The organism is Acrocarpospora pleiomorpha (genome assembly GCF_009687885.1).
In the GTDB taxonomy this organism is placed as follows: domain Bacteria; phylum Actinomycetota; class Actinomycetes; order Streptosporangiales; family Streptosporangiaceae; genus Acrocarpospora; species Acrocarpospora pleiomorpha.
In genome coordinates, this window is sequence record NZ_BLAF01000066.1 from 48190 (window position 1) to 59704 (window position 11515).

Sequence of the window (11515 nt, forward strand, 5' to 3'; positions counted from 1 at the left end):
TCGGCACTCTGCGTTGGACCCCTCCACCGGCCGGTGCCTACGGTCGAAGCTATGCAGATCATTGACGTGCACGGGCACATCAGTGCCCCGCTGGCACTGTACGCCTACCAGGCGCAGCTGATCGCGAGCAAGGGCTTCCACGGCAAGGGCCGCCCCGCCTGCTCCGACGAGGAGGTCGTCGACGCGGCCAAGCCCCATGTCGAACTGCTGCGCAAGCTCAGCGTGGACACCCAGTTCATCTCCCCCCGGCCGTTCGCGATGATGCACTCGCAGAAACCCGAGCGGATCGTGCACTGGTACACCGAACACGTCAACGACATGATCCACAAGCAGGTGACGGCCTACCCGGACGTCTTCGTGGGCGTGGCCGGTCTGCCGCAGTCCGCCGGGGTCAGCCCGGCCAACGCCGTCGCCGAACTGGAGCGCTGCGTCACCGAACTGGGCTTCGTCGGCTGCGTGCTCAACCCGGACCCGGGCGAGGGCGACTACGCGAGCCCGCCCCTGGGCGACGAGTGGTGGTATCCGCTCTACGAGAAGATGGTGGAGCTGGACGTTCCCGCGCTCATCCACACCGCGGCGTGCGCCAACCCCCGGGAGTCGTACTCCAACCACTTCATCACCGAGGAGAGCATCGCGATCCTCTCCCTCGTGGAATCGCGGGTCTTCACGGACTTCCCCGGCCTGAAGCTGATCGTGGCGCACGGTGGCGGCTCCATCCCATACCAGATCGGCCGCTGGCGGGCCCAGCGGCTGCAGAAGAACGCCGAGCGCTTCGACGACAGCCTGCGCCGCCTCTACTTCGACACCGTCCTGTACAGCCCCGAGGCGCTGGAACTGCTGCTCAAGGTGGCCGGCCCGGACCGCTGCCTGTTCGCCACCGAGGCGCCAGGGATCGGCTCCGGCTACGATCCGGAGGTCGGCCGCACGCTCGACGACCTCAAACCGGTGGTCGAAGGCATCGGCTGGCTCACCGCCGAACAGCGCGAAGCGGTCTTCCAGGGCAACGCGCGCACGGTGTTCAGCCGCTGGAAGGCGGCGCTGTGACCGTGCCGATGGACCACGCGGGGCGTCGCGCCCGCTTCTCCGAGGCCCTCACGGCGGCAGGCATCGATCTCGCCTTCTGCCCACCCTCGGGAGACCTGGAATACCTGACCGGGTTCCCCCGTCGCATGGCCTCGTTCGGCAACAACGAGTACGCCAACCAGTGGGTCGCGGGCGCGCTCTTCCGCCCCGGCGCCGAACCCGTCTACGTGATCCCCCAGGGTTACGCCGCCTTCAACCTGCCCGGCGGCATCGACGGCGAGGTCGTCGCGGTCGCCAACACAGACGACGCGGCGACGGTGTTCGCCGGGCTCCTGCGCAAGCACGGCCCGCCCCGCACTGTCGCCGTGTCCGCGCGGACCTTCGGCGCGACCGCCGTACGCATCCTGGAAACCCTTCCGGAAGTACGCCTGGCCGATCTCGACACCGTGCTCAACCCGCTGCGCCGGGTGAAGTCCGCGGAGGAACTGCACGCCCTGGAGCGCGCGAGCCTCATCTGCGACACGGTAATGGCCGAGATCACGCCCCGGGTCGCGGTGGGCGTGACCGAACTGGAGATCGCCGCCGAGATCGACTACCTGATGCGCGAACACGGTGGGCGCACGTCCTCCTTCGACACCGGCGTCTTCGCGATGGGCCCCCGCGACGGCCGCGACGCCTCCGCCCGCGTCAGCGCCAACGCCCTCGTGCCCGGCCTCGGAGTCTCTTTCGACTTCGGTACGGTCGTGGACGGCTACTGCTCCGACTTCGGCCGTACGGTGCACCTCGGCGAGCCCGGCGAAGAGTACAGCAGGGTCTACGACGTCGTCATCGCCGCCCAGGCCGCCGGCATGGCCGCGGCCCTACCCGGGGCCACCGCCGCCGACGTGCACCGGGCCACCCGCCAAGTGATTGTCGACGCCGGTTACGGCGACTGGTTCCGTCACCGCACCGGCCACTGCATCGGCCTGGACACCCACGAGCGCCCCTTCATCTCCGAGGAGGACCACACGGTGCTGGAAGAAGGCATGACCTTCACCATCGAGCCGTCGATCTTCTGGCCCGGCCACGTCGGCGCCCGCGTCGAAGACCTCTTCGTCTGTACCCCCACCGGCGCCCACAGCCTCAACCGTTACCACCGCGAAATGGTGGTGGTCTGAGATGGCCAAACGCCGCCAGGTCATCGACGTGCCCGGCGTACGCCACGGCACCGCCCCCATCCCGATGGGCATCCGCATCGGAAACATGGTCTATTCCAGCGGCATCCACGGCATGGACCCCGAATCCGGGCAAATGCCCGAGAACGCCGCCCGTCAGGTGGAACTCGTCTTCCAGCACATGCGCACCATCGTGGAGAACGCCGGCGGCACCACAGACGACATCGCCATGGTCATCTTCAACCTCACCGATGACGACCATCGACCCCTCGTACACGCCGAGTGGATCAAGATGTTTCCCCACGACGACGACCGCCCGGCCCGCAACACACACATCATGCCCCTGGGCATGGGCATGATCATCCACGTCCTGATGACCGCCGTCCTGGAAGAGCGCGGCGGGGGCCTATGATCACCGTTGTAAGTTCTTTTGGAACGAGGAGACGGTCATGGACGAGCTCACGCGCGTTCCCGACGGCATCAACTCCAAGGTGCCGAGCTCGGCCAGGGTCTACGACTACCTCCTCGGGGGTAAGGACAACTACGCCGTGGACCGCGCCATCGCGGAACGGCTGCTGTCGGTCGCCCCGGACACCCGGGCGGTCGTGCGGGCGAACCGGGCGTTCCTCACCCGGGCCGTCAGGTTCCTCGCCGAGCAGGGCATCACCCAGTTCATCGACCTCGGGACCGGGATCCCGACCTCGCCGAGCGTGCACGAGGTCGCCAGGGAGATCCACCCCGAGGCGACCGTGGTGTACGTGGACAACGACCCCCTGGTCAAGGTGCACAACGACGCCCTGCTCGCGACCGACGACGGCGTGATCACCCTGGAGGCCGACATCCGCCGGCCCGAGGACATCATCGGGCACCCGGACGTGAAGGCGCTCATCGACTTCGACCGGCCGGTGGGGGTGCTCCTGGTCACCGTGCTGCACTTCGTCTCCGACGAGGAGGGGGCGTACCGGATCGTCACCGCGTTCCGCGACAAGGTGGCCTCCGGCAGCTACGTGGTCATCTCGCACAGCAGCTCGGAGAGCGAGCCGGAGGTGCTCACGCAGCTCAAGGCGTCCACGGCCGGCAGCCCCGCGCAGTCGACCTTCCGCTCCCACGAGGAGATGCTCGACTTCTTCGAGGGCATGAAGATCGAGGAGCCCGGCCTCGTCCCCGTCCAGCGCTGGCGCCCGGCCATGGACTCCATCCGCAGCCGCCTCATCGTGGAAGGCGCCGTGGCCAGGAAGCCATGAGGGCTTAGTTTGCCACGCGCACATTAATATTGATCTGATTCACCTCGGCACCCGATTTCTGGAGTCCTTTCAGGGTGCCCTTATCTTTTTCAACAACATTCCACGCGCGCGTGCACATCCTGTTGACGGTGCCCGACACACCGATCGTGAACACATGGGTTCCGCCGGGGCGGATGTGCGCTGACATGGTTTGCGGAAGCCGCCATGCGCATTCGTCACCGCCCCGGGTTCCCTCCACGAGTTCGACGTCAAGCCATTTCGCCGCATCCGCGTTGATGACCAGCCATGTGCTTGTGGCCAGCCTGCCGGGTTTCACGCTTTTGGGATTCGAGGTCTCGACAAAGGCCCGGAAACCCTCAGGCGCGGGGCTTCCGGACGGTTCCGGTTGTGGTTTGGGTGTGGGGGTGGACTGGAGGGTGTAAGGGACGGCGGCGCCCACCACGAGGGAGACGCCGACGATGAAGATGGTCCGTCGCAGGCCGTTCAAGGTGCGGACCGCGGTTGACGCCGCCCCCACCACGTTCTTCTGCAGGACATCGGTGAAAGAAGCATCCGAGGAGCCCTTCGGATACTGCGTTCTTTCGATGGCGTCCGACAGGCAGCGCCACACATTCAGGTGAAAGATCTGCGTGCTGTCGAGCAGTGTCGTCCGGAGCACGATGATGCGATCGCGCATCCGGGCGATCCCGTTCTCCGCATGCGATCCGATCAGATCGTCGGCGACCTTCCGGCGAAACTCCATCTCGTCGGGATCGAGCCGCTGCGCGTCCGCGGTCACCGTACCGCCGGTCAGCCGCACGGCCGCGTCCCTGACATATGCCTCCCAGGCGGCGGAATCCACGGTGAAACCACCGGCGCTGATCGGCGGATAGGCGACCGGAAGATCGGCCTCAAGCGTCCCCCGCAGCGCACGCGCCGCCACGGCCACCAACGCCGTCAGATCGTCAGGGCCGCCCACCCCGAGCAGCATCGCCCGGATCTGCCGACCGGCGAACTCGGTGGGATTGCCCGGCGGGATCAACCCGGTCACGACCAGGATGGTCCGCCCGTCCTTGTTCATCAGGAGCAGGCCCGGCTTCTCGTCGTTGACCAGCCGCTGCAACCGGATGCCGTCGAAACCCTCCTCGAAGACGTCCGCGGGCGAGAGCCGCGCGTCCCCGATCGGCTTCCAGTCGTAGTCGTCGGTGGCCCGCCTGCCCCGCGACTTCACGAACCAGGACAGGCTCATGACGCCCGCTCGCTGATGAGCAGCGGATGGTCCTGCACGACGGCGAACCCGCCCGAGGTCCGGCAGTCCTTGGCCACCTCGTAGACCGCGTTGACCAGGGCGAGGTCGGTGCCGATGATGCTCTCCCACAACGTCTTGACCAGGCCACGGTCGTTGGTCCTGTACTTGTTGATGATGAAGCGCAACGCGTAACGCAGCAGCTGGTCGGTGTCCATGGGGGCGTACTTCAGACCGGCCTTCTTGAGCCGGAAGTGGAAGATCGGGTGGCCGGTCTGCTCCTCCTCCAGCCGGGTGAAGATGACCGAGCCGACCGTCTGGACCGGCGTCAGCACGCAGGCCGTGCGGGCCCGCACGGCCCCGCCCCCGAGCTGGCTGATCAACGGCCGGTACGCGTGATGCACCCGATCGGCCAGCTCGTTCGCCCCATCGGGGGTGGCCATCCACTTCTCGCACTTCAGGGGCGCCAGCAGGATCAGCCGCGGCGTGTCGATCGACACCATGCGCATGATCGTGTCGATGACGATGCCGGGAGCGTTCACGAAATTGTGGTACCTGCCGTCGCGCTCCATGAGCGCGGGGGTGTCGATCGCCACGACCACGACGTCAGCCCGGTTCATCGCCCGGTCGAACATGTTGCTGCCGTCGATCTCCGGGCTGATCAGGTATTTCCCCGGGTAGTCGGTGAAACGCAGGTCGAATAACGGGGGTCGGCCTTTCCTGCCGACCTGGAAGAGATACTCGCGCACCTCGCCGGTGCCGGCCAGGCCGTCCTTGGCGCGCACGGTGTCGGTGACCCGGTGCAGGTCGTTGATGTATCCCTGCAGCGTGACCGAGGTTGCGCGCTCGGCCACCAGCGCGAGGTCGGCCGTTCCGATGACGTTGCCGAACTGCTCGTACATGGAGGCCAGCAACGTGGTCTTGCCGACGCCCACCGCGCCCAGCATGGTCACATCGATGACGGCCGCCTCACCGCGCGCGCCAAGGACCTGCTTCACCGCGTCTCCCCTTCTCACAGCATTGCCTTCAATCGCTCGATTGCCTCGTTCCACATCTGCAGGCGAACGGTGTCCGCGGCGAGCGCGTCGAACTCGTCCGACCAGATCTCGGAGCGATAGCGCCGGTAGATGCGCTCCCACTCGCGGGACGCTCCGCGCGAGCGCAGCACGCGGTCGCAGAACTCCTCGACGATGGCGAACACCGCGCCGTTGGGTTCGGAGACCAGGCCGGACAGCGCGTTCTCGCACTGGTAGACCGCCTCGTCGTAGGCGACCTGGAGACTTTCCCTGATGCTCTGCGGGGTCTGCGCGCCCCTGGGCGTGTAGGTGCCCTCGTGGTCGGCGCTCATCCCGTCCAGGCATGGGCGGATACGGTGCTGGAAGAAGCCTCGGTAGGAGAGGCCGAAGCCGGCGACGACGTCCAGGGCGTACCGGATCTCGCTGCTGCCGTCGGAGCGGACCAGGCCGATAAGCCCGGACATCTCCCGCAGGAATTCGCGGCCTTCCTTCTCGCTCAGATGGCGGAACTCGCCGTCCTCGCGCAGCACGGTGGCCAGTTGCTCCCACATGTGCCCGACGGTCGCGTTGAGCGCGTCTTCCAGTTCCAGGAACTGCCGGGACAGATACGCGCGGGTCTCCTCCATCAGGTCGCTGAAGGCGCCCGCGAACGCGCCGCCCCGGTTCCGCCGCCTGGTGATCTCGTCGACCGTCGGTATCCCGTCGCCCTCCTTGACCCTTTTGATCACGGCCGCGACGGCTTTCGCCAGCGCGGAGTCGGGGGCGTCCCGGTCGGCCCTGAACTTGTCGACCAGCTGGACGACGGCGCCGGCCAGGTTGTCGTAGGTCTGGTCGAACAGGTCGTCGAACTTGTTCTCGGACACATCCCCCAGATGGGCGAACTGCGGCACGACGGGTGACTGGCCGGTCAGCAGCCGTACCTCCTGGTCGATCTCGGCCACCCGCCGCACCCGCTCGGTGATGATCGCCTCGTCGAGCGACTCGAGGTTGTCGACCAGGTAGTCGACGATCGGGTCGAACGCCGCGATCACCTCGTCGGTCTTCGAGCAGTCCGCGATGTACGACCCGGCGACCCGGATCACCGACTTCCCCAGCCCGGCCTGGAACGCCTTCGCGCCGGCGAGATTGTCCTGGTCGACGCTCTCCCGGTGGTTGAGGATCATGAACGCGCGGCGTTCCATCGCGATCTCGGGAAGGGCGCTCTGGGCGATGCCGTACAGCTCGACGTCGAACTCGTGGATGTCGTCGCCCTCGGGGTTGGGCCGCCGGACGAACAGCACCAGGTCGACGTCGTCCTTGAGCGCGGCGAGCAGCACCCGGGAGTCGCCGAGGTTGGTGTCCCCGAGGCCGGGCAGGTCGATGACCGCGATCCCGGTCAGGTCGCTCTGCTTGAACTTGGTGGAGATCTCCACGTGCCGCACGGCCCGGAAGGTGTGCTGGGGTTTGCCGTCGAGGTCGTCCTGCGCGACGAACCCGCGAATCATGTCGTCGCCGACACGTTCCGGCGAGGAGTGGCCGATGAGGTTGCCGTACGCGGAGAACGTGGTGTGATAGTCGCGTAAGTGGCCGTACGCGCTGACGGCCGTCGCCATCGACGCCCGGTCGGCCGGCAGGGCGGGCAGCGGCTCGACGCCGAAGGCGCGGGCCGAGACCGGGCGGGCGCCCAGGCCGTACTTGTCGTAGTAGGGCCCGAGGACCTCGTCCACGAACGAGCGCTCGGAGTGGTAGTAGACGTCGGCGTAGGTGTGCCCGTCGAAGTGGCGGATCGTGCTGGGCACCCCGGTGCAGAAGCCGCCAGAACCGTCGGGGATCTCCCGGTTCGTGAGCCCGGTCAGGCTCTGCAGGAACCGGCTCTTGCCCTGACGGGCCCGGCCCACCACCCCGATGTTGATCGTCATCCGCCGCAGTCGCGCCAGCGCCCGGTTCAGCGCGGCACGTTCCAAAGCGACCTTGTCGATCAGTTCGCGCACCACAGGCCCGAGGGCCGCGAGATGTTCCCCGCGCTCATGGCCGATCCTGGCGAGCAGGTCGGCCCGGGCCTTCTCCAGGCTGAGCAGCCCGGTCTCCAGATCGGCCAGATGGGTCTCCAGCGCCTCCGTCTTCAAGGCGTTCTCCACCCGGCGGGCACGGATGGCCTCGATCTTCTCGACCCGGCCCATAGTCACCTCCACGAGAGCTGCGAAAGGTATGTGTCCGTTGTATCACTGAAGATAGCTATATAGACACATATCCTGATGCCTTTGGTTTGGGAAAACTTGACGGGACTTCGGCGGTCGCGAAGATCTGCCGCCATTTGACTCCCGGCAGGGCCGGCGGCGTGTCCGGAATGCGTAGCTTGGGAGAGGTGAGCGCCACGGAGTACCTGCCGATCGGGGAGCACGGGCTGATCGGCAACCTGCGGACGGTCGCCCTCGTGGGCACCAACGGCACGATCGACTGGTACTGCTGCCCCGACTTCGACTCGCCCAGCGTGTTCGGCGCGCTGCTCGACGCCGACCTCGGCGGATCGTTCGAGCTGGCCGCCGACACGCCGGCGGCGACCAAGCAGTTCTACTTTCCCGACACCAACGTCCTGATCACCCGGTTCGCCGCCGCGGACGGCGTGGGCGAGGTGCAGGACTTCATGCCCATCACCTCCTGCGACTCCGGCCGTCACCGGCTGATCCGGCAGGTGACCTGCGTGCGCGGCAGCCTGCCGTTCCGGGCCGCGATCGCGCCCCGCTTCGGCTATGCCACAGAGCCGCACACCGTACGCGTGTCCGGCGACCACGTGACGTTCGAGTCGCCGTCCCTGGCCCTCAGCCTGACCGCCACGGTCCCGCTGGAATCCGACGGCCGGGACGTACACGCGCGATTCGTTCTCGGCGAGGGAGAGCAGGCGGTGTTCGCGCTGGACCGGGTCGGCGAGAGCATCACGCTGCGCACCTGCCCGGTGCGGGAGGCGCAGGAGGAGTTCATCGCCACCGTGCGGTACTGGCGGAACTGGCTGTCGTCCTCCCGCTACCGGGGCCGCTGGCGCGAGGTCGTGCACCGCTCCGCGCTCACCCTGAAACTGCTCACCTACGCGCCCAGCGGCGGCATCGTCGCCGCTCCCACCACCAGCCTGCCCGAGCAGGTCGGCGGCCCCCGCAACTGGGACTACCGCTACGTGTGGATCCGCGACGCCGCGTTCTGCGTCTACGCCCTGCTGCGCCTGGGCTTCACCGAGGAGGCGGAGGCCTTCATGGGCTTCCTGACCCGCCACGCCATCCTCGACACCGTACGCGCCGAGGGCCCGCTGCAGATCATGTACGGCATCGACGGCCGCCGCGACCTCCCCGAACGCGAGCTCACCCACCTGAAGGGCTACCGCGACTCCGCGCCCGTACGCATCGGCAACGCCGCCGCCGGCCAGCTCCAGCTCGACATCTACGGGGCGCTCGTCGACGCGGTCTACCTCTACAACAAGTGGGGCCAGCCGATCTCCAGCGACCGCTGGGACGAGCTGAGCGCCATCGTCAACTGGGTCTGCCAGAACTGGGACCAGCCCGACGAGGGCATCTGGGAGACCCGCGGCGGGCGCAAGAACTTCGTGTACTCCCGGCTGATGTGCTGGGTGGCCATCGAACGCGCCATCCGCATGGCCACCCACCGCGGGCTACCCGCGGACATCACGTACTGGCAGCGCACGCGGGACACGATCTACCGTCAGATCATGGACCGCGGCTGGTCCGGCAAGCTGACCGCCTTCGTCCAGCATTTCGACGACGACGTCCCCGACGCCTCGATCCTCATGATGCCGCTGGCCAAGTTCGTCTCCCCCACCGACCCGAAATGGCTCTCCACCCTCGACGCGCTGAGCGACAAACTCGTCTCCGACTCCCTGGTCTACCGCTACGACCCCGAAGCCAGCCCCGACGGCCTCCCCGGCCGGGAAGGCACCTTCTCCGTCTGCTCCTTCTGGTACGTCGAGACCCTGGCCCGCGCCGGCCGCCTCGACGAGGCCCGCCTGGCCTTCGAGAAAATGCTCACCTACGCCAACCACGTCGGCCTGTACGCCGAGCAGATAGGCCACACCGGCGAACAACTCGGCAACTTCCCCCAGGCCCTCACCCACCTCGCCTTGATCAGCGCCGCCTTCAACCTCGACCACGCCCTCGGCTGACGGCGTCAGACAGGGCCGTATTGTCGATGGTGGTGCGGCACGGGGTATCGAAAGGATTCCATGACCTGGTACGGGCGGGACGGGCAGCAGATCTACTACGAGGACGACGGCCGGGGTGACACCGTCGTGATCATGCCTGGCTGGGGTGGCAGCGTCATCGATCTCAATCGCCTGCGAAGCGAACTCGTCGGCGGGTTTCGTGTCATAGCCGTCGACTTGCCAGGATCAGGCCGGTCCCAGCCTCAGCCACGGCACTATGCGTCGACCTACTACCTGGACGACGCCCGAATCCTGCTCAGCCTGCTCGACGAACTCCGAGTCGAGGCGGCCCATCTGGTCGGCTTCAGCGATGGCGGCGAGGAGGCGCTCCTCATGGCGGCGCTGCGACCGGCTCTGGCCCTGTCGGTGCTCACCTGGGGCGCGGCCGGTCAGATCGTGGCGTCGCCGGAGATGCTCCGTGGGCTCGCGCACCTGCTGGACGATCCCGTCGACGAGCTTAAGACGTTAGCCGCGTACCTGGCCGAGAGCTACGGCGTGGACGAGGCCCGGATCATGGCGAACAGCTGGGCCCAGGCATTGAGCGCGGTCATCGATGCGGGCGGTGACGTCAGCCGATCAAGGGCAGCCGGCATCACCTGCCCTACGCTGCTGATCACCGGGACCTACGACCCGTTCTGCCCACCGAGCCTGGTCCGAGAAATGGCCGAAGCCATCCCTCGCGGAACGTACCTGGAGGCACCAGGAGGTGGGCATGACATCCACCTGTCACACAGCGGCTGGCTGGCGTCAACGATCGTCAACTGGCTAAGTGATCACTAGCGCCGCTCGTCACCGACAGCAGGCGCCCTCCTGAGCAGGAGAGTCGTTCTTGGCCGACAGCCGTCCTACCGAAAGCCTCCGAGATTGGTCATTGGCTAGGTAGATCTTTTCACGTAGCGCATGACCTGCGGTTTTATCGCGGATCAAGGCCAGGTTCTGTCGTAGGTGCTGGATAGCGTGGGGGTGGTTGTTCGGGATCTGCCGAAGCGAAAGGGGGGCGCCTTCCATGCTCGAGTCTCCGTTCGAGGTGCTGGATCCCTCCCGTGCGGAGGGTGCCTGCGAACGCGAGGTGCCCGCGATCTTGAAGGGCACTGTGCTGGACCCTGACTACGTCCCGCCCCAGCGCTCCGCCAACGACGCCTCCGGCGAGACATACGGTGACGTATGGCAGCAGAACGCACGGCAGCAGTTCCTCCACGGCCGCTCCACCGACGGTGCCCGCTCTACCGACGGCGGCTGCTCGGCAGGGCCGGAGACCTGTGGCGAGCCGGTGGGTTCCAGGGTGCCGGTGGGTTCTGGGGTGCTGGTGGCCGAGCTGAGGCAGCGCGCGTCCCTGCTTGCGGTGTCCGAGCTACCCGAGGGTGCCGGGTTGTGTGTGGGTGAGACGGAGGAGTTGCTGTTCACGCGGGATCGGCTGGACTCGGCGATCGCCGCGCGGGTGGGGCGCGTCCATGCCACCGGTGAGGCCAGGAGCGCTGGCAGCGGTGGGCATGCCTCGACCGGGACCTGGTTGCGTGCTTCGGCGGGGATGAGCGGTGGGGGTGCCTCTCGTCTGGTCCGGCTGGCGACTCAGCTGGCCCGGCTGCCCGTGGTGCGGGAGCGGTTCGCCTGCGGTGCGCTGGCTGAGGGGTCGGTCGAGGCGATCTGTCAGGTCACCGACCGTCTCAGTG

The 11515-nt window shown here is 67.4% G+C and carries 10 protein-coding genes; 7 read left to right on the forward strand and 3 right to left on the reverse strand.

The genetic code is table 11. The features are described from left to right. The first annotated feature begins 51 nt into the window (after nt 1-51). From Aple_RS40895 to Aple_RS40910, 4 genes are read left to right on the forward strand one after another with little or no spacing between them, the layout of a single operon-like run. Nucleotides 52-1044, forward strand: coding sequence for an amidohydrolase family protein (locus tag Aple_RS40895; RefSeq protein ID WP_155350150.1), 993 nt, complete (start codon nt 52-54; stop codon nt 1042-1044). Continuing rightward, nucleotides 1041-2180 (forward strand): M24 family metallopeptidase, encoded by a 1140-nt coding sequence (locus tag Aple_RS40900; RefSeq protein WP_155350151.1) that lies wholly within the window; start codon nt 1041-1043, stop codon nt 2178-2180. The genes Aple_RS40895 and Aple_RS40900 overlap by 4 nt, the downstream gene beginning before the upstream one ends. A gap of 1 nt (nt 2181) precedes the next feature. Further along, the gene (locus Aple_RS40905) at nt 2182-2589 is read left to right on the forward strand and encodes a RidA family protein (protein WP_155350152.1); all 408 of its coding nucleotides are present in this window, start codon (nt 2182-2184) and stop codon (nt 2587-2589) included. A gap of 37 nt (nt 2590-2626) precedes the next feature. Further along, nucleotides 2627-3421 carry an SAM-dependent methyltransferase gene (locus tag Aple_RS40910; protein WP_155350153.1) on the forward strand — a complete coding sequence of 265 codons (795 nt, stop codon included), beginning with the start codon at nt 2627-2629 and terminating at the stop codon, nt 3419-3421. A gap of 4 nt (nt 3422-3425) precedes the next feature. Here the strand turns inward: Aple_RS40910 and Aple_RS40915 are convergent, their stop codons facing one another. From Aple_RS40915 to Aple_RS40925, 3 genes are all read right to left on the reverse strand, one after another. Then, nucleotides 3426-4523: a hypothetical protein gene (locus tag Aple_RS40915; RefSeq protein WP_155350154.1), complete on the reverse strand. Its 1098-nt coding sequence runs from the start codon at nt 4521-4523 to the stop codon at nt 3426-3428. A gap of 122 nt (nt 4524-4645) precedes the next feature. Then, nucleotides 4646-5644: a hypothetical protein gene (locus Aple_RS40920; protein WP_155350155.1), complete on the reverse strand. Its 999-nt coding sequence runs from the start codon at nt 5642-5644 to the stop codon at nt 4646-4648. 14 nt (nt 5645-5658) lie between these two features. After that, a complete protein-coding gene (locus Aple_RS40925; RefSeq protein WP_155350156.1) occupies nt 5659-7821 on the reverse strand; it encodes a hypothetical protein in 2163 nt (720 codons plus the stop codon). A 185-nt stretch (nt 7822-8006) separates the two neighbouring features. Here Aple_RS40925 and Aple_RS40930 point away from each other — a divergent pair, with 185 nt between their 5' ends. From Aple_RS40930 to Aple_RS40940, 3 genes are all read left to right on the forward strand, one after another. After that, complete coding sequence (locus tag Aple_RS40930) at nt 8007-9806, forward strand: glycoside hydrolase family 15 protein (RefSeq protein ID WP_246265101.1); 1800 nt, start codon at nt 8007-8009, stop codon at nt 9804-9806. A 60-nt stretch (nt 9807-9866) separates the two neighbouring features. After that, on the forward strand, nt 9867-10625 hold the full coding sequence (locus tag Aple_RS40935; RefSeq protein WP_155350158.1) for an alpha/beta fold hydrolase: 759 nt from the start codon (nt 9867-9869) through the stop codon (nt 10623-10625). 226 nt (nt 10626-10851) lie between these two features. Further along, a partial coding sequence (locus tag Aple_RS40940; protein WP_155350159.1) for a DUF222 domain-containing protein occupies nt 10852-11515 on the forward strand: 664 nt, incomplete at its 3' end.

Excerpts from the sequence above, each read along its gene's own strand:
- Aple_RS40910 (WP_155350153.1), top strand. The coding sequence starts at position 2,627 with ATGGACGAGCTCACGCGCGTTCCCGACGGCATCAACTCCAAGGTGCCG.
- Aple_RS40935 (WP_155350158.1), top strand. The coding sequence starts at position 9,867 with ATGACCTGGTACGGGCGGGACGGGCAGCAGATCTACTACGAGGACGAC.
- Aple_RS40905 (WP_155350152.1), top strand. The coding sequence starts at position 2,182 with ATGGCCAAACGCCGCCAGGTCATCGACGTGCCCGGCGTACGCCACGGC.
- Aple_RS40895 (WP_155350150.1), top strand. The coding sequence starts at position 52 with ATGCAGATCATTGACGTGCACGGGCACATCAGTGCCCCGCTGGCACTG.
- Aple_RS40925 (WP_155350156.1), bottom strand. The coding sequence starts at position 7,821 with ATGGGCCGGGTCGAGAAGATCGAGGCCATCCGTGCCCGCCGGGTGGAG.